The sequence below is a fragment of the Chryseobacterium phocaeense genome, assembly GCF_900169075.1.
GTDB lineage: Bacteria > Bacteroidota > Bacteroidia > Flavobacteriales > Weeksellaceae > Chryseobacterium > Chryseobacterium phocaeense.
Genome location: NZ_LT827014.1, coordinates 665,339 through 683,931 on the forward strand (window position 1 = coordinate 665,339; position 18,593 = coordinate 683,931).

General features: G+C 39.7%; 18 protein-coding genes. 6 read left to right on the top strand and 12 right to left on the bottom strand.

The features are described from left to right. Positions 1-42 precede the first annotated feature (42 nt). The gene (locus B7E04_RS04565) at positions 43-543 is read right to left on the bottom strand and encodes a M15 family metallopeptidase (protein WP_080777572.1); all 501 of its coding nucleotides are present in this window, start codon (positions 541-543) and stop codon (positions 43-45) included. 247 nt (positions 544-790) lie between these two features. On the opposite strand from B7E04_RS04565, the gene B7E04_RS04570 reads away from it, so the two are divergent. Together B7E04_RS04570 and B7E04_RS04575 are read left to right on the top strand one after the other, a co-directional pair. Beyond that, positions 791-2,374, top strand: a complete 1,584-nt coding sequence (locus B7E04_RS04570) for a Na+/H+ antiporter (RefSeq protein ID WP_080777573.1) — start codon at positions 791-793, stop codon at positions 2,372-2,374. A 175-nt stretch (positions 2,375-2,549) separates the two neighbouring features. Further along, complete coding sequence (locus B7E04_RS04575; RefSeq protein ID WP_080777574.1) at positions 2,550-3,821, top strand: Y-family DNA polymerase; 1,272 nt, start codon at positions 2,550-2,552, stop codon at positions 3,819-3,821. A gap of 7 nt (positions 3,822-3,828) precedes the next feature. On the opposite strand, the gene B7E04_RS04580 is transcribed toward B7E04_RS04575, so the two are convergent. The 3 genes from B7E04_RS04580 to B7E04_RS04590 form a co-directional block, all read right to left on the bottom strand. Then, entirely contained in the window at positions 3,829-4,479 is a 651-nt protein-coding gene (locus tag B7E04_RS04580; protein WP_228439815.1) for a YdeI/OmpD-associated family protein, read from the bottom strand. Positions 4,480-4,530: 51 nt separating this feature from the next. After that, positions 4,531-5,664 (bottom strand): serine hydrolase domain-containing protein, encoded by a 1,134-nt coding sequence (locus B7E04_RS04585; protein ID WP_080777575.1) that lies wholly within the window; start codon positions 5,662-5,664, stop codon positions 4,531-4,533. Between the two features lie 357 nt (positions 5,665-6,021). After that, positions 6,022-7,563 (bottom strand): glycine--tRNA ligase, encoded by a 1,542-nt coding sequence (locus B7E04_RS04590; protein WP_080777576.1) that lies wholly within the window; start codon positions 7,561-7,563, stop codon positions 6,022-6,024. A 206-nt stretch (positions 7,564-7,769) separates the two neighbouring features. Here B7E04_RS04590 and B7E04_RS04595 point away from each other — a divergent pair, with 206 nt between their 5' ends. Continuing rightward, positions 7,770-8,465: a pseudouridine synthase gene (locus B7E04_RS04595; protein WP_080777577.1), complete on the top strand. Its 696-nt coding sequence runs from the start codon at positions 7,770-7,772 to the stop codon at positions 8,463-8,465. Positions 8,466-8,724: 259 nt separating this feature from the next. Further along, the gene (locus tag B7E04_RS04600; RefSeq protein ID WP_080777578.1) at positions 8,725-9,762 is read left to right on the top strand and encodes a quinone-dependent dihydroorotate dehydrogenase; all 1,038 of its coding nucleotides are present in this window, start codon (positions 8,725-8,727) and stop codon (positions 9,760-9,762) included. 29 nt (positions 9,763-9,791) lie between these two features. On the opposite strand, the gene B7E04_RS04605 is transcribed toward B7E04_RS04600, so the two are convergent. Together B7E04_RS04605 and B7E04_RS04610 are read right to left on the bottom strand one after the other, a co-directional pair. Further along, complete coding sequence (locus tag B7E04_RS04605) at positions 9,792-10,679, bottom strand: hypothetical protein (protein ID WP_080777579.1); 888 nt, start codon at positions 10,677-10,679, stop codon at positions 9,792-9,794. Between the two features lie 19 nt (positions 10,680-10,698). Continuing rightward, on the bottom strand, positions 10,699-11,943 hold the full coding sequence (locus B7E04_RS04610; protein WP_080777580.1) for a DUF445 domain-containing protein: 1,245 nt from the start codon (positions 11,941-11,943) through the stop codon (positions 10,699-10,701). A 151-nt stretch (positions 11,944-12,094) separates the two neighbouring features. Between B7E04_RS04610 and msrB the strand changes: the two genes are divergently transcribed. Continuing rightward, positions 12,095-12,538, top strand: a complete 444-nt coding sequence (msrB, locus tag B7E04_RS04615) for a peptide-methionine (R)-S-oxide reductase MsrB (protein WP_080777581.1) — start codon at positions 12,095-12,097, stop codon at positions 12,536-12,538. Positions 12,539-12,666: 128 nt separating this feature from the next. Next, positions 12,667-13,416, top strand: coding sequence for a murein L,D-transpeptidase catalytic domain family protein (locus B7E04_RS04620; protein WP_080777582.1), 750 nt, complete (start codon positions 12,667-12,669; stop codon positions 13,414-13,416). A gap of 304 nt (positions 13,417-13,720) precedes the next feature. Here the strand turns inward: B7E04_RS04620 and fabF are convergent, their stop codons facing one another. The 6 genes from fabF to B7E04_RS04650 all read right to left on the bottom strand — a co-directional run bounded on the left by fabF (position 13,721) and on the right by B7E04_RS04650 (position 18,549). Next, positions 13,721-14,962, bottom strand: a complete 1,242-nt coding sequence (gene fabF / locus B7E04_RS04625; RefSeq protein ID WP_080777583.1) for a beta-ketoacyl-ACP synthase II — start codon at positions 14,960-14,962, stop codon at positions 13,721-13,723. Beyond that, positions 14,959-15,390: a PaaI family thioesterase gene (locus B7E04_RS04630; RefSeq protein WP_080777584.1), complete on the bottom strand. Its 432-nt coding sequence runs from the start codon at positions 15,388-15,390 to the stop codon at positions 14,959-14,961. The genes fabF and B7E04_RS04630 overlap by 4 nt, the downstream gene beginning before the upstream one ends. 10 nt (positions 15,391-15,400) lie before the next feature. Continuing rightward, positions 15,401-16,669 carry an acetyl-CoA C-acetyltransferase gene (locus B7E04_RS04635; RefSeq protein WP_080777585.1) on the bottom strand — a complete coding sequence of 423 codons (1,269 nt, stop codon included), beginning with the start codon at positions 16,667-16,669 and terminating at the stop codon, positions 15,401-15,403. A gap of 11 nt (positions 16,670-16,680) precedes the next feature. Next, positions 16,681-17,286: a TetR/AcrR family transcriptional regulator gene (locus tag B7E04_RS04640; RefSeq protein WP_080777586.1), complete on the bottom strand. Its 606-nt coding sequence runs from the start codon at positions 17,284-17,286 to the stop codon at positions 16,681-16,683. 187 nt (positions 17,287-17,473) lie between these two features. Further along, a complete protein-coding gene (locus B7E04_RS04645; protein WP_139785338.1) occupies positions 17,474-17,926 on the bottom strand; it encodes a hypothetical protein in 453 nt (150 codons plus the stop codon). Positions 17,927-18,132: 206 nt separating this feature from the next. Continuing rightward, positions 18,133-18,549 carry an OsmC family protein gene (locus B7E04_RS04650; protein WP_080777588.1) on the bottom strand — a complete coding sequence of 139 codons (417 nt, stop codon included), beginning with the start codon at positions 18,547-18,549 and terminating at the stop codon, positions 18,133-18,135. Positions 18,550-18,593: the final 44 nt, after the last annotated feature.

Consider the following 18,593-nt stretch of genomic DNA (forward strand, 5'->3'; position numbering starts at 1 on the left):
ACAGAACTTGTCGTATTATAATTATTTTCAAATAAAAGGGAATTAAAATAGGATATAATTCTGTTTATCTCTTGGCATCCTGGATAGCGTTCGCCAGGCGGTTTTAATCAGGCCTTTTTTGGTCCGGATATTCTTTTTTTCAAAGTGCGGAAGGTCTTTGAACGTCTTCCAGTTTCCGCCCCAGTCCCAGCCGTGTCGTGCGAAAATCTTTACACATTCATACCAGTCTGCTACCTGATCATTGTCCCAGTCTTTTGCGGTATCCCAGCTTGCTGTTTTTCCGTCAATCATCAGGCAGATGTCAACGGCAAGTCCATAATTATGGATACTCTGTCCGGCTTTGGCATTGGTTACTTTTTTTCCTGAAGTGATTCTTCCTATCGCATAGAGTTTTTCCTGTTCCTCAAAGGATCTCAGTCCCTGTGTGATTCTTACTTTTGCTCTTCCTGTTAAGGCCTCATCACATTCTTTGATTATTTGTTTCACTTCATCCCTCACAGAAGGATGGAGCTTGTCTATTCTTTGTTGTGTTATTTTGTCCATGATGTTTGTTGTGTACTGCAAAATTATAGGTACGCAACGACGAAACTTGACGTATTTAATTAAATTTCCTGAATGAATAAAAGACTGAAGCCCATGGAACGGCAAGTTTTTACAATTCTTTGATTTAAGTTCAATTAGGATCATAAAAATTAATACAACAAATACCAATTGACTGTATATTTGTAAAAAACATGCTTGTTCAGATTAAAAAACTGAATGGGCACATGATAAAAAACACAATATTTCAATGCATACCAATTTACCTTTTTTCCTGGCGATGATTGCCGCTATCGTTCTGCTGAATATGTGGGCGACCAAACTGAAGATCGCATACCCGATCCTGCTGGTGGTATTCGGGCTGCTGGTAAGTTTTGTACCCGGCCTGCCGGTGGTAAAAGTAGATCCCGATCTCATTTTCTTTATATTTCTGCCGCCGCTCCTCTTTGAAGCGTCCTGGGCCATTTCCTTTAAAGAGATGAAAAGATGGTGGCGTATTATCGGCAGCTTTGCATTTCTGGTCGTGTTTTTTACGGCACTTTCCGTGGCGGTGGCTGCTAATTATTTTATTCCCGGATTTACCATCGCACTAGGCTTTTTATTGGGAGGAATTGTTTCCCCGCCTGATGCTGTGAGCACGGGAGCCATCATGAAATTTGTAAAGATCCCGAAAACCACTTCAGCCATTTTGGAAGGAGAAAGTTTATTGAATGACGCTTCATCTCTTATCATCTTCCGGTTTGCGCTCATAGCGGTAGGAACAGGACAGTTTGTTTGGCAGGAAGCCTCCCTGAGTTTCCTGTGGATGGTCATTGGCGGAGCGGGAATCGGGCTGCTGCTGGGGTGGGTTTTTGTTCAGGCCCATAAACGCCTTCCTACAGATGCTCCTTCTGATATTGCGCTTACGTTTGTGGAACCTTATCTTATGTATTGGGTGGCGGAACAGATGCATTGCTCCGGTGTGCTTGCTGTAGTATGCGGAGGCTTATTTATGTCCACAAGGCGTATGGTTTTTCTGAATAGTGCCAGCAGGATAAAAGGGCTTAGTGTCTGGGAAAGTGTTGTTTTTATTCTGAATGGAATTGTATTCCTGCTTATCGGTCTGGAGCTTCCGGAAATTGTAGGGGGACTGCGTGCCGAAGGAATTCCGCTGGGAACGGCAATTAAATACGGAGTATGGGTAACCCTTGTCCTCATATTGGCCCGAATCATCAGTGCCTATGCTGCCATGATGGCTACCCTGATCTTCAGACCAAATGTGGCTCCACGTGCATCCACCAGAAGGAGAAGTCTTCTGATGCCTCTTTTTCTTGGATGGACCGGAATGCGGGGTGTGGTGTCTCTGGCGGCAGCACTGGCTATTCCTATTACGCTTGAAAACGGAATGCCTTTTCCCTACAGGAATTTAATACTCTTTATCACATTCGTGGTTATTCTGCTTACTTTGCTGGTTCAGGGGCTTACGTTGCCTTATTTCATTAATAAAGGTCATGCATTTCAGGATTTTATGAATGAAGATGAGGAAGAAAAGACCAGACAGAAAATAAAACATGAGCTGAGGCAGCATGTTTATCATTTCCTTAAAACCAAACACGAAAATGAACTTCAGGGGCATGCGGGCATAGAAAGAATGCTGAAACACTGGGAAGAAAAAACAAAAGCCAATGATGATGGCTGGATGAGCGGAAAAAATAAAATGATTTTTATTGAAATGCTGGAAAGTCAGAGACAATATCTTTCAGAACTGAATAAAGACATCAGCATCAATGAAGAAGTGATCCGTCAGCATCTCTATCAGATAGATCTTGAGGAAGAACGGTTAAAAATGATCTGAAACCATTGAATTCAGGGCGGATAAGTTATACCGTTAATGCGACAAAACGTGACGTGTTTAAAATAAATTAACTATATCATATTCAGTGTGTTAAATGTGGTGTTAATTTTAATTTTAAAAGAGAATAATTGTTTTTTTAAATGTAATTTTGCATTAAAATCATCATTATTCTGTCATGTATGCTTTGGTGGACTGCAACAACTTTTTTGTTTCCTGCGAGAGGACTTTGGATCCGTCCCTTGAAGGAAAACCTGTTGTGGTGCTCTCCAATAATGATGGTTGTGTAGTCTCCAGGAGCAAAGAAGCCAAAGACCTCGGTATTCCTATGGCAGCTCCTGCATTCAAATACAAAGACCTTTTCAAACAGCATGATGTGAAAAGTTTTTCTGCGAAATTTGAACTTTATAATTACAAAAGCCAGCGCGTCATCGATATTTCAAAGTCATACGTCCTGGAATATGAAATTTACAGCATTGATGAGCTTTTTCTGAATCTTTCCGGATTTAAATATGTTGATATTCATGAGTATTGTTTAAAGATCAAAAATGAAATCCTGATTCAGGAAAATATCCCCGTAAGCATAGGAATTGCTCCCACCAAAACACTCTGTAAAGTGGCGAACAGGATCGTAAAAGAGTATCCGGAAAAATTTAACGGAGTTTATATCCTTGATACACGTGAAAAAATTGAGAAGGCCCTGAAATGGCTCAATATCGGGGATGTGTGGGGAATAGGACGAAAGCTTGCGGCAAAAATGCATGACAGCGGGGTTTATAAAGCCTGGGATCTTCTTCAGAAGCCTGAGATGTGGGTCCGTAAAATCATGGGTATTCATGGCGTAAGGATGCTCAATGAGCTGAAAGGAATCCGGCAGCTGGAACTGGATACGCCTTCACCTAAAAAATCAATTGCGGTTACCCGGAGCTTTATGGAAATGCTGACCCGGAAAGAAGAGGTAAGGGAACGTGTGGAAACTTTCGGAATGTATTGTTCCGAAAAGCTTCGCAAGCAGAATACCTGCTGCAGGATGGTTACTGTTTTTGTCCAGACCAACCGCTTCAGAAAAGATCTTCCCGAATACCGGAATGCCATAACACAGATTCTTCCCAATCCTACCAATTCCTCTATTTTGATCGGCAGGGTGGTAAATGATCTTTTTAATGCCATTTACCGGGAAGGGTTTCATTATAAAAAAGCAGGTGTTATCGTGAATGATTTCGTTCCCGAAAACGAAAGGCTCATCAGCCTTTTTGAAGAAGACACCCAGAACCAGCATCTTCCGGTGATGAAAGCAATGGATGCCATGAATAAAAAGTTCGGAAAAGATAAAGTACGTCTGGGAAGCATGAGCGGAAAAAACACATTCGGACGTGCGCAGCTTTCCCCGGAATACGAAACTTTCTTAAAAAATAACACCCTTCCTGAAGCGAATTTCAGATTTCATTAATCCTCCTTTATTTTTTTTCGTACTTCCAGTGTCTGGCTTTGCCTTCAGAAATCCATTCCAGGGCTTGTTCCATTCTTTTATTTCTGGTAGCTTCCGTTTTTGCATCCGTGATCCAGCTGATGTATTCTTTCCTGAAAGACGGCGATTTTTTTTCAAAGACGTCCAGGGCTGTTTTATTTTTACTTAAAGCAGTCTGGAAATAATCCGGGACTTCGGTTTCCGTTGTGGAAGGTGCGGTTTTTTTCAGCGTAACCCCCATGTCCGTAAGTTCCATCGCTTCTTTAATCATTTTTTTCAGCTGGGCTTTGGAAGGAAGATCCTTTATCTGGGTAATTTTGCCGAGGCTGAACATAGAACTTTCTTCAACGGTTGTTTGCCGGTCCTTTAATGTTTTCATTTCCTGATGCAGCCAGAATCCCATGCTGCAATATTGTTTGAAGGAAGCCATGGCACAAAGGATTTTTCCATGATACATAAAATGCGGATAGCTCCATTTGATGGCTTCTTCCACTTCAGGACAAACTTCGTGGATGATTTCCCTGAGATAATGTAAAACAGGTTGTGCAAAATCAGGAGATTTTTCTATGTATTCATCAATTTTTATATGGTGTTTTTCCATAGTGTTTTTATCTTTAGTATTGTTTTTATCTTTTTTCAAAAGGAGAATTTAGTTTTTACCTTTTTGCGATTTAGCCTTTTCGCTTTAATTTTATTGAAATAATTGTACGGTTTCATTCACAAGGAATTTTACCTGGTCAGGTCTTCCCCTGTCATTTTTAGGATTATTGCTGTAGCTTCCGGTTCTTACAATCACCATTTTGTGCTCGGGAACCATAATGATATACTGCCCCTGAAGTCCGAGGAAATAATAATGTTTGATAGGATTGTCATAATTGATCCAGAGGCCCATTCCGTAGATCTCTTTGGATTTTTCCGTAGGGGTTCTCATTTGCTCTATAAAATCTGTATTAAGAATTTGTTTTTCGCCTACCTTTCCGTCATCCAGAAATAATTGGCCCAGCTTTGCATAATCCCTCGCATTGGAGTGGATGCAGCAGTATGTTTTCTCCATTCCGTAATGGTCCGTACTCCATGACGCATTCTGTTCCATTCCCATCGGGATCCAGAATTTTTCGGATAAATAGCTTGCCAGTGTCTGATTAAATGCTTTTTTTAAAGCAAAACCAAGAAGCTGGGTAGATCCGCTCTGGTATTCAAAGCGGTTACCGGGTTCTTCCTTAAATCGTCTTGAAAATACCGTTTTTAGCAGGTTTTTGCCATAGTAGGCTTTGGCGTTCGGAAGAAAGGGGTTGTTGTAATCCTCGTCCCAGTCAAGCCCCGCTTCCATTTGAGCTAAATGTTTAAGCGTAACCTTATTCCCGAATTCTTTTTCTTTAAATTCAGGATAAAAATCGGAAAGCTGTTCATCAATATTTCCGATAATTCCTTCCTCAAGAGCCTTACCCAAAAGCATGACCGTAACCGCCTTTGCCATGGAGAAGGAGTTGGTATGAGAAAGCTGATTATAACCATCCCAGTACTGTTCATGAAGGATTTTCCTGTTTTTGATGACTACAAAAGCAGCGGTTTTGGAATGTTTTAAATTTTCAACCATATTTTGCGGCAGTTCCTTATGGTTGTATTCAGCATCTTCTGTCCATAGCTCCGGTTCTTCCGTAGCGATGAGGTTGCCCGGAAACAGGTTTCCATCATCAATATACGCACTGGATTTTCCTTTGAGATAGGTTTTGGAAATTCCACTGAATAAATAATCGTATCCCAAAAGATAAACAGCAGCTACACCTACGGCTGCTCCGCCTAGTACATATTTTAAAACCTTCATATGGTTATGAGTATCAGTCTTAAACAAATTTAAAATAATTTTGATAAGAAAATGAGAATAGAAGGCTAAATAAACTATTCTTTATTAAAAAAAACGATCTCTCGCAAATCAGGCAGATTGAGCTGATTTTTAGCTGCATAAATAAGAATCTTTTTGTACTTACGGATTTCAGGGATGAATTTGTGGTACCTTTTTGAAACATTAGAATGAGTGAAGGGAAGAAGAATAGTTATGGAAAGAAAGATTTTAAAGTGACTGCCTTAAAGCGAAGTTTAAAACATAATACTCTTATCTTACTGATTCAAATGACTACAGCTATATCATAAAAAAAGCCCTGAACGGATCAGGGCTTTTGATTTATATTTTAGAGAGTAAATTTCTGAAGTTTGTTTTCTCGTCGATGATTCTTCTTAAATCCGAAACGGGAACTCTTTCCTGCTTCATGGTATCTCTGTCTCTGATGGTCACCGTATGATCTGTCAGTGAATCGTGATCGATGGTGATACAGTAAGGAGTACCGATAGCATCCTGTCTTCTGTAACGTTTCCCGATGGCATCTTTTTCTTCGTAGAATAAATTGAAATCATATTTCAGGTCATTGAAGATCTTTTCAGCATATTCGGCAAGACCGTCTTTCTTCATCAATGGAAGAATCGCTGCTTTAATTGGCGCTAAAGCCGGAGGTAAGGATAAAACCGTTCTTTCCGAACCGTCTTCCAATACTTCATCTTTTAAGCAATGTGCAAAGATGGAAAGGAATAATCTGTCTAAACCTACTGAAGTTTCCACCACATAAGGAACATAGTTTTCATTTCTTTCAGGATCGAAGAACTGAAGTTTTCTTCCTGAGAACTCTTCATGCGCTTTTAAATCGAAATCCGTTCTGGAGTGGATACCTTCCAGCTCCTTAAACCCGAACGGGAAGTTGAATTCAATGTCCGCAGCAGCATTTGCATAGTGAGCCAGCTTCTCATGATCATGGAATCTGTAGTTTTCATTTCCTAAACCAAGGGCTAAGTGCCAGTTCAGACGTTTCTGCTTCCAGTTTTCGTAGAATTCCAGTTCTGTTCCCGGAGCCACAAAAAACTGCATTTCCATTTGTTCGAATTCACGCATTCTGAAGATAAACTGTCTCGCAACAATCTCATTCCTGAAAGCTTTACCGATCTGAGCGATTCCAAAAGGAAGTTTATGTCGCGATGTTTTCTGTACATTCAGGAAGTTAACGAAGATCCCCTGGGCAGTTTCAGGTCTCAGATAAAGATCCATCGCAGAATCTGCAGACGCACCCAGTTTTGTTCCGAACATCAGGTTGAATTGTCTTACTTCCGTCCAGTTTTTAGAACCGGTATCAGGATCTGCAATTTCCAATTCTTCAATTAAAGCTTTTACATCAGCAAGGTCTTCATTTTCAAGAGATTTGGCTAATCTTGAAAGAATGGCTTCTCTTTTTGCCCTGTATTCTAATATTTTAGGATTGGTAGCCTCAAACTGAGCCTTATCAAAAGAATCTCCGAATCTTTTGGCTGCCTTTTCAATTTCTTTGTTCTCTTTATCTTCAATCTTAGCACAGTAATCTTCCACCAAAACGTCTGCTCTGAAACGTTTTTTAGAATCTTTATTATCAATCAATGGATCGTTGAAAGCGTCTACGTGGCCTGATGCTTTCCATGTGGTAGGATGCATAAGGATCGCCGAATCAATTCCCACAATATTTTCGTTAAGCTGTACCATAGCTTTCCACCAATATTGTTTGATATTGTTTTTGAGTTCGGCACCGTTCTGTCCATAATCATAAACAGCGGATAAACCGTCATAGATCTCACTGGAAGGGAAAATAAAACCATATTCTTTCGCGTGAGAAATCACTTTCTTGAAAACATCTTCTTGCTTTGCCATAATCTTTTTTACGTCTGATGTGCAAAAATAGTGAAAATGTGGGAAGATGGAAGCGGAAGATGGAAGTTTTTAGGGGTATGATAATCAGAGGGAGGGAATTGCTTTTTGCTGCCTGTTATTTTTAAGTTTCTGCGCGGCGGCGGAGCCGCCGCGCAGAAACTTAAAAAAGCTAAAACAGATCAACCAAAAATCTCTACTTTTGCCCCATGTTAGAAATTCTGTATCGCGACGAACATCTTATTGCCATCAATAAACCCAGCGGGTTACTGGTTCACAAATCTTTTTATTCAGGAGAAGCAGATACCTATGCCATTCAGGAACTGAAAAAACAGATCGGGCAGAAAGTGTATCCGGTGCATCGGTTAGATAGGAAGACTTCCGGTGTTTTGCTGTTCACTTTAGATAAAGAAACTTTGAGAATGATGAGCGAGCAGTTTGCAACACGGGAGGTTGAAAAAAAATACATAGCGATTCTTCGTGGCTGGGTAAAAGAAGAAGAAACTATCGATTACGATTTGGTTAATGAAAATGAAGTGAAGCAAAATGCAGTCACTTATTACCGCCGTTTACAGACTTCGGAAATTGATTTACCATTTTTAAAACATCAGACTTCTAGATATTGCCTGGTAGAAGCCATTCCTGAAACGGGGAGATTTCATCAGTTAAGAAAACATTTTAAGCATATTTTACACCCGATTTTAGGCTGTCGGAAACATGGCTGCAATAAACAGAATAAACTGTGGCTTCAAACATTTGAAATCAGCAAAATGACGCTTCACGCCCATCAATTGATTTTTAATCATCCGGTTTCCAACGAAAGAATTACAGTAAATGCAACGATAGATAATGAATTTAAAAGAGTAGGTGATATTTTGAATTTTGATTTGAATGCATATTCTTAACAGTCTGAATTTTTAAAGACAATATATTTGCCCATCAAGCTATCATCAAGCTTCATCAAATCAACTTGTTGATTTCTCTTTGCTGCCTTAAAATATTACATTTCATAATGAAATCTTTGTCTGAAAAAACACTTCCCTGATTTGTAAGATCAGGCAGACACTCAGTGTATAGATTCCATATATAAAACATTTTGATAAAATATCACAGGTTAATCCGGGGTTAATTTTAAAATGAGTAATTTTGTAAAACTTTTTTTCAATGTACAAAAGTATCATCAGACCCATTCTCTTCAAATTTGATCCCGAGGAAGTTCATTATTTTACATTTTCAATGCTTAAAAATTTTGGATTTCTTACCCGTTTATTTTTCCCAAAACCTATTGAAGACAAGCGTCTGGAAAGAGAAGTTTTCGGACTGAAATTTAAAAATCCGGTAGGCTTAGCCGCAGGTTTTGATAAAAATGCAGTTTTGTTTAATGAATTAGGTGATTTGGGTTTCGGATTTGTAGAAATCGGGACGGTAACGCCAAGGGCTCAGGCCGGGAACCCTAAGAAAAGACTGTTCCGCCTGATAGAAGATGGAGGAATAATCAATAGAATGGGCTTCAATAATGATGGCCTTCAGGCTGCCATTGAAAAATTGAAGGGAAACAAAGGAAAAATTATCATCGGTGGAAACATCGGAAAAAATACGGACACCAGCCCTGAAAATTATACCCAGGATTATCTGGATTGTTTTGAAGGACTTCATCCGCATGTAGATTATTTCGTACTGAATGTGAGCTGCCCGAACGTGGGAAGTCATGCAAAATTGGAAGATGTTGAGTACCTGAGAGAACTCATTACCGAAGTAAAGAAAATCAATCAGTCAAAATCCGTACAGAAGCCGGTATTGCTGAAGATAGCACCGGATTTGAATAACAATCAGCTTGATGAAATTATTGAATTAATAGCAGAAACCAGGATTGATGGAATCGTAGTTTCCAATACATCAGTAAACAGGAAAGGTCTGAAAACTTCACCGGAAGTGTTGGAACAGATAGGAAATGGCGGTCTAAGCGGAAAACCTATCCGCGAGAGAAGTACAAAAATGATTAAATATCTCTCCGATAAGAGCAACAGAGCATTCCCGATCATTGGAGTGGGTGGAATTCATTCTGCAAAAGATGCGCTTGAGAAGTTAGACGCGGGTGCAACTTTGGTCCAGCTCTACACAGGGTTTATTTATGAAGGTCCGGAACTGATCAGTGACATCAATAAAGAGCTTTTAAAACGGGCCGGAAGGCTTCCAAGATAATAGAATAAGAGAGTTTTGAGCTCTCTTTTTTATTTTGACCTGATGACAGATGCACTTTTTACATCTACAGTAAGGCCATATGCCGCAGTAGATGAGGATTTCTTGATTTTGTATTTTAAGATTTTCCGGTCCTGGGATTTTGTTTCTGTTGTATCATAAATGTTTTCCAGACAGCTTTCCGTCAGAAATTCTTCGTAGTTTTTGTAATTCCAGTCTTTTGTAAAGTACAGAACGCGGTAGCCTTTTTCTCCTTCACTGGCTCCACATCTTCCGCATGCATTAAAGTTGGAAGAATGGTCAAAATACAGTAAAATACGGTTTCCTTTTTCTCCTGAAGCATAGGAAATCAGCTGGTTTCCACCATATTTATTAATGAAATCAAAGGTGTTGATCCTTTTATTATTGGGTAAGATGAGGTAGTTATTCAAGCGGTAAATCATATTATTTCCGGTAAATAATGCAGCCGGCTGAACTTTTTTGTCCATGTAAAAATTCCCCGAAATGACATTGTCTTTTGGGTGATCCTGATCAAATACAATAGACTCTTTTGGAGACAGCGCCTGTGCAATTTCAGCAGTCTTTTCCACTTTTTGAGGCGAGGTGATCTGGTCTTTAAGCAATTCGGTATTCTTCTTCTGTTTATTTCCAAAATGGTACAGATACAGTTTTCCATAATCATAGATACCTGTCAACGGAATTTTTTTCTGGTATTTGTCATAAGAATACCAGCCCTCCACAAAATACTGATACAGGCTGCAATCTGCAATTCCGGCAAAATACAGCTGTAGGGTAACGGGCATTCCGGCGACCTCTCCTTTGAAGATCTGTGAGGAGTCTTTTACTGCTTTTAATTCAACTTTCTGGCAGAAACAGAGGACGAAAAAGGGTAGAAATGCAATGGTTAATAGTTTTTTCATGGTTGGTGGTTAATAGTTTTTAAAGGAAGAAATGGGCAATGGTATAGATAATCAGGCCTACCAGACCGCCAACAAGCGTTCCGTTTACCCGGATAAACTGAAGGTCTTTTCCTACTTCCAACTCCAGTTTTTCACTCAGTTCCTTGCCCTGCCAGTTGCCTACGGTTGAGCTGATGAGGTTTCCGAACTGGTGGGTGTTTTTAAGAATATATTTATAGGCGGTTACCCGTACCCAATGGTCAATTTTATTCTGAAGATTTTCGTCTGTTTTAAGATTTTGAGAAAATTCATTCAGGTTTTTGCTGAGGTAGTTTTTCAGGGAAGACTGGTCGTCCTGCAGCTCTTTCATCAGTGTTTTTTTGATGGAAACCCAGATGTCGCTGGAATATTCATCCAGTTTATCGCTTTTCAGAAGGCCGTTTTTAATGCTTTTAAATTCTTCGTCCCATTTCGGATCTTCTTTCAGATCAGTAGAGAACTCACGGATTTTTTGAGTGACCAGGTTCCGGATTTCATGTTCCGGTTCCTCTTCAATTTCCCTGAAAAAGTCTGAAAGTCCGCTGGCAATTTTATCTGCAATCTTATTGTCGACAAAAGCAGGAATAAACGAGTAACTCCCCTTCTGTACGCGGTCTTTGATCATTTCATCGTTTTCAATGATGTATTCCTTAATCTGTTTGGAGAGGTTGGTGACGATTCTCTGATGATCATTTTTTTCCAGAATGTAGCCGATCCCGTTTCCGACAACTTTATTCAGTTTGATATCATCGGTCATTTCAGAGACTTTTTTGCTGATAAACTGGCTTACAGAAGTATCATCAAGTTTGTTGAGAATATCCAGAACAATATCGGAAAGGTTTCTGATCAGGATTTCCTGGCTTTTTTCCTTGGCCAGCCATTCCCCTACAAAACCGGATATTTTAAGTTTCTGGATATAGGGACGAATGTTTTGTGGCGAAAGGAAATTGCTCACCACAAAGCTGCCCAGATTATCACCCAATCTCTGCTTACTGTTTTCAATAAGATTGGTATGCGGAATCGGAAGACCAAGCGGATGGCGGAACAATGCGGTTACCGCAAACCAGTCGGCCAGGGCACCTACCATAGCTGCCTCAGAAAATGCACGGACATATCCGACCCAGTGGGAAGAATTTGACTTCTGAAGTATAGTGGTGCCGATAAAAATAAGGGCCATCAGGACAAATAATCCGGTGGCAAACATTTTATATTTTCTCAGCTGTTTTCTTTTCGCTTCGTCATTCATATTCTCAAATTTACTAAATTTGGTTGTGAAGTTTACTATTAATATATAACCACAAAAGTCACAAAAGAATTAAACACTTATAAAAAGCTTTTTATCTTTTTGTGGTTAATTTCTTAAACTTATTATCAAAAATATTTGAAATCATTATTTTATGGAAAACCAAGCAAAAAACAATCCATACTATTCCAGAACAGACACCGCAAAGCTGAACATTTCCAATGAAGAATGGAAAAAAATCCTTGCTCCTGATTTGTATGCCATATCCAGGGAAGCGGCTACGGAAAGAGCATTCACCGGAAAATATAATGACTTTGATGAAATCGGAGACTATTACTGTGCCGTTTGTGGAAATCATCTTTTCCGTTCCACATCAAAATTCTCAAGCAGCTGCGGCTGGCCAAGCTTTTTTGAAGCCGATAAAGAAGGCGTGTATTACAAAAGAGATACAACGTACGGAATGGAAAGGGTAGAGGTACTCTGCAAGCGTTGTGATTCCCATCTGGGACATGTTTTTGATGACGGTCCAAAACCTACGGGACTGCGGTATTGTATGAATTCTATCAGTCTCGAATTCGTTGCGGATTCAGAGAAATAATATGCTTTAATTCACAAAATCAAGAAGTTAAAGTTTCTTAAATTCAGTTAAACTTTGTGGAAATATAGGAATCCCGTAATTATGTTTTTATAATTTTGCTCCACTAATTTTGAATTTAACCGTATTGAATGAGAGGAATTTATAGTGTATTAGGCCTGGTTTATTTGGTCACGACTTCATTCTATCTTTCGCCGGGAAAGGCCGTAAAGAATGAGAATGTAAACACAACAAAAATTGAAAAAAGAGTAGAAACGAAATCTGAGAAGGTCGCTGTATCATCATCAGAAGAATTGTACAAATCAATTCAATTTGATCCTGAACATGAACTGAATTACGAAGTTTTCGTAAAAGCAGTAACAGGATTTGAAAATTTAAAAAAAGCAGGATTGCTGAACCAGGACTCGCATTTATTGACTATCTGCGATTTTTCTATGTCTTCCAATACAAAAAGACTTTGGGTGATAGACACCAATGAAAGAAAAGTACTGTTCAATTCACTGGTGGCACACGGAAAAAATACAGGCGAAGAATTTGCGACGAATTTTTCTAACACGGAAAGTTCGCTGCAGAGCAGCCTTGGATTTTATATCACGGATGCTACTTACCAGGGAGACAACGGATATTCTCTGAAATTGCTGGGGATGGATAAAGGGTTTAATGATGCCGCTTACAGAAGGGCCATTGTGATGCACGGAGCAGATTATGTAAGTGATGAATTTGCATCCATGCACAAAAGAATCGGGAGAAGCTGGGGGTGCCCTGCCGTACCGAGAGCTTTGACGCAGCCGATCATTAATACCATAAAAGGACGAAACTGTCTCTTTATTTATTACCCCGATCAGAAATACCTTTCTTCCTCGGAATGGTTGAAAGCATAAACATAAAAGCAGTCAGATTTGGCTGCTTTTTTTATAGATAGTAACCCAAATCTCTGTGTTGCCACACTTTTTCAGGAAATAAAATTCAACCACAAAAGGTGCAAAAGATTTTTGACACTTAAGTTATATGGAAGTGAAAAACTTTATGAAGAAGAAGTACACATAAGTTTTTCAAAAATCAAAGATTTTATAGTGAATAATATGCATAAGCATCTGTGAAAATCTGTGTCCTCTGTGGGAAAAAATAAAAAAATCCCTTTGCCACACAGCAAAGGGATTAAAAATATAATCAATTAAATACTATTTATCTAAACTTTTTGAAGACCAAAGTTGCATTGTGTCCTCCGAATCCAAACGCGTTGCTTAATGCAAAATTGATATCCTTCTCCTTGGCTTCTCCAAAAACAATATTCACATCTTTCGGGATATTTTCATCCAGACGATGAAGATTAATGGTAGGAGGAATAATTCCTTTTTCTACAGCTTTAATCGAAAGGATAGCTTCTGCTGCTCCGGCAGCTCCCAGTAAATGTCCGGTCATGGATTTGGTAGCGCTGATGTCAAGGCCTTTATTTCCTCCGAATAATTTGCTGATCGCGTTCAGTTCCACAAGATCTCCCATAGGCGTAGATGTGGCATGTGGATTCAGATAATCAATATCCTCAATATTGGCTCCTGCTTCCTGCATGGCCAGCTGCATCGCTTTAATGGCACTTACTCCTTCCGGATGTGGCGCAGTCATATGATACGCATCGGCAGTCATTGCAGCACCCGCCAGTTCAGCGTAGATTTTTGCACCTCTTGCTTTAGCATGCTCGTATTCTTCAAGAATCAATGCGCCGGCACCTTCTCCCATCACAAAACCATCTCTGTCTGCATCGTAAGGACGACTTGCGGTCGCAAAATCATCATTTCGGGTAGACATGGCCTTCATCACAGAAAAACCACCTATGGAAGCAGGGGTAATGGCAGCCTCAGAACCTCCGCTGATAATTACTTTGGCTTTTCCGAGACGGATGTAGTTAAAAGCGTCCATTAATGCTGTATTTCCTGTAGCACAGGCTGAAATAGTCGTGTAATTGATCCCCTGCAGTCCGAATTTCATAGAAATCATTCCTGAAGCCATATTGGCGATAAATTTAGGCACGAAAAAAGGATTGAACTTCGGTGTCCCGTCTCCCTCTGCAAAATTCATCACCTCTCCTTCAAAGGTAACCATTCCGCCCTGCCCGGTTCCCCAGATGACGCCGGTATCAAACGGATCCATTTTTTCCAGGTCTAAACCTGAATCCTGTAGCGCTTCCGTAGATGCATACATGGCATATTGTGAGAATAGGTCGCTTCTTTTTATTTCATTGTGCGTCAGATAGACTTTCGGATCAAAGTTTTTCACCTCACAGGCAAAATGTACCTTGAACTTCTCCGAATCAAAGTGTGTAATCAATCCTGCTCCACTGACTCCATTAATACTATTCTGCCAAAAATCTTCGACATTGTTACCCAAAGGCGTCACTGCGCCCAGTCCTGTAATGACCACTCTTTTCATACCTGATTATTAATTTTGAATAAATTAGAGGTTCCTCTGGCAATCAGTCTTGTTTTATCTGCATTCCATATTTCGCATTGAGCATTGACGAACTGCCTGCCTCTTTTTATAATTTTTGTTTCGGCTACAATATTATCACTTTCTTTCGCAGTTGAAAAATAATCGATCACATTATTAATAGTTGTTATGAAAGAATTTTCATTCAGGGAGAACATGGTGGCACCAATGATGTCATCCACAATGGCTGCCGTTACACCGCCGTGAAGGTTTCCGATGGGGTTAAGCCACTCAGGTCTTACGGTATACTGAAACTCCAGATGTCCTTCTTCTGCTGAAAGAACAACAGGATTAAGCCATTTCATAAATGGGGATGGTGACTGGTCAAATTCTTTTCCGATGAATTGCTGCAGCTGTGCTAATCTGTCCATATTTTTTGTTTTATTTTTCTAAAATCATGGTTACACCTTGTCCGCGGGCCGCACAGATGGAAATAAATCCTTTTCCGCTGCCCTTTTCGTGAAGCAGTTTGGCCAGAGTTCCGATAATTCTTCCTCCTGTTGCCGCAAAAGGATGTGCAGCCGCCAGACTTCCTCCTTTTACATTCAGCTTATTTCTGTCAATTTTCCCCAATGATTTTTCCAGTCCGAACTGTTTAGCCAGATCATCATTTTCCCAGATTTTAGTGGTCGCAAGAACCTGTGCCGCAAAAGCTTCATGGATTTCATAATAATCAAAATCTTCCAGCCTCATTCCTGCTTTTCTAAGCATTCTGTCAGCCGCAAAAACCGGAGCCAGCAATAAATTCTGTTTGTTTTCGACATATTCTATGCCCGCGACTTCTGAAAAAGTGATATACGCCAGAACAGGAAGGCCGTTTGCGTTGGCCCATTCTTCACTTGCTAATAAGACTGCTGAAGCTCCGTCTGTAAAAGGGGTGGAGTTTCCTGCGGTCAGGGTTCCGCTCACTTTATCAAAAGCAGGTTTCAGCTGTGACAGCTTCTCAAGACTGGTATCCCTGCGCAGGTTATTGTCCTGGTTTAAACCGAAGGCTGGTGTAATCATATCATCAAAAAAACCTTCATCATAAGCTTTGGCCATATTCTGATGGCTTTTCAACGATAATCCGTCCTGTTCCTCACGGGAAATCTGATAATATTTTGCAGTGATTTCAGTGTGTCCACCCATCACCAGACCTGTTTTGGGTTCCTGTCCTTTGTAGGGTATGGGCATCCAGTCTTTCAGTTTAGGGCTTAAAAGCTGCTTTAATTTTCCGAATGTAGATTTCTCTTTATTGGCTTTTAACAGGGCCTTCCTTAATGCTGGTGCAGATTCAAAGGGAATATTGCTCATGGCTTCCACTCCGCATGCTATACCGCTTTCAATTTGGCCTAGGGCGATTTTATTGCCGATGTAAATTGCAGCTTCAATTCCTGTATCACATGCCTGCTGAAGATCACAGGCAGGAGTGGCAGAATCAAGGGCTGTATTCATCACGGATTCCCTGATGAGGTTGCTTTCTGAAATGTGTTTAATCACCGCTCCGCCGGCTACTTCGCCAAGAAGTTTTCCCTGCAGATGATATTTGTTGATTAGTCCATTAAGGGAAGCTTCCAGAAGTTCCTGGTTTCCCTGGTCTGCATACGCTGTATTGATTCTGGCAAAAGGAATTCTACTGTATCCTACAATGGCCACTTTTTTTGTTTCCATATGGAATGATTTTATGATGGAAGTATTTTTAATTCTTTGTCGATCATGAATAGTATCCTGTCCAAAGCCAGATTCAGATATTTTTCGTCTTCTGTGGTTTTAGCAAGCAGGATTCCGCCCTCTACCATCATGATGAATAATGATCCGTATTCGTCTGCATCTATCATAGGGTGTATCTCCCCATTTTCCTGCCCCTCTTTAATGACGGATGCTATTTTTTTAATCCATCCTTCAAAAGATTTGATCACATGTTTTTTCAGACCTGGAAAAGTATCATCTGCTTCGGTGGCCGCATTCATTAAGGGGCAGCCTCCGTTTTCAAATACTGCTTTCCAGTTTTTGCGGTAAAAATTCACAAAGGCGTTTAATTTATCAATCGCGGTTGGAAATTCATCTCCTAAAGATCTTGCCATATTTTGGGAAAGTAGGCCGGAGTTGTATTTGTAAACCTCAAGTGCGACTTCGTCTTTGTTTCCGAAGTTTCCGTAGATACTTCCTTTCGTAAGGCCTGTAGCTTCTGTAATATCAGATAAAGACGTAGAGGTATAGCCTTTTGTATTGAATAAAGAGGCTGTTTTCTCAATGATAAATTGTTTGGTCTTTTCTGCTTTTGACATTTAAGTGTTTAATTTTAATGCAAATATACAAAAATATACCAATCGGTATATTTTATTTTGAAGTGATTTCCTGTATTCAGTATTTACAGCTATTCATGGATACTGCTCAAGGGGTATGTGTACTTCTATGCATAAAAAAAGACTGCTCTTTTGAGGCAGTCTCCGGTTTTCATGTTAGTTGAAGTTTTTAAAGTGAATAGCTTTTAAAATAAGTTTCTCCACTGGAAATGATGATCGTTTTTTGATCTATAATAATGTCATTTGTTTTTATGGTGTAAGTTACCGTATAAGGTGCTTTGCCAATATTATAAAAAGTAAAGCCTACGGAACCTCTAAAAAATGGAGAAACAGATTTTACAATAATATTACTTTTGCCACCGTCCACATAATGATCATCTATAGATACATCACCTGCAATTTTTCTCCCATCCAATTTCCAGTCTACAATAGTTGTGTCATCCCTGCTTCCTTCAGCTCCAAAAATAAAATGGTCGCCAGCTGCCTTACTGAAAGTGTTGGAAACGGAAAAGGTGATTACCGAATTTTTGATATTCCGGGACTCATCCTTATCCTTCGCACAGGCACTGAGAGCAAAAGATATCATTGCCACAACAATTAACAGCATAAGTAAATGTGTCATGACATTTGGTTTTCCAATTTTCACTAACAAAATTATTTTAGAAAGTCTCTTAAGGCAATACCTAAACTTCGGTATTTTTTTCTCAATGTTTTTAGGGAAATTGCTGCTTTTGCGGATAGGAATTTTTGTATAATATACCATCAATAAAAAAGACGGAAGTGTAATTTCCGTCTTTTAGTCTGTGTAGGGTTTAAAAACCTTGCCTTTTATGCTAAAGTAGCATTTAAAGTGATTTCAAAATTGAAAGCAGCGCTTACAGGGCATCCTTCCTCTGCTATTTTAGCATATTTCTGGAAATCTTCTTCTGAAATTCCCGGAACTTTTGCTGTTAAAGTCAGTTCAGATTTTGTAATTTTCCCAATGTTTGGGTCCAGTGTGATTACAGATGTTGTTTTAAGCTCTTCAGGGGTAAATCCTGCCTGGGAAAGCTCTGCGCTTAGCTTCATCGTGAAACACCCCGCATGTGCAGCGGCAAGCAATTCCTCCGGGTTGGTTCCCACACCGTCTGCAAAACGGCTGTTGAAAGAATACCGGGTTTCATTTAAAGTTGTGCTTTGAGTGGTTAAATGTCCTTTACCTTCTTTGATGTTACCGTTCCAAACGGCTGTTGCGTTACGTCTCATAATGTTTGTATTTGTTTTTTAATATTGTTTGATTTTGATGGTAC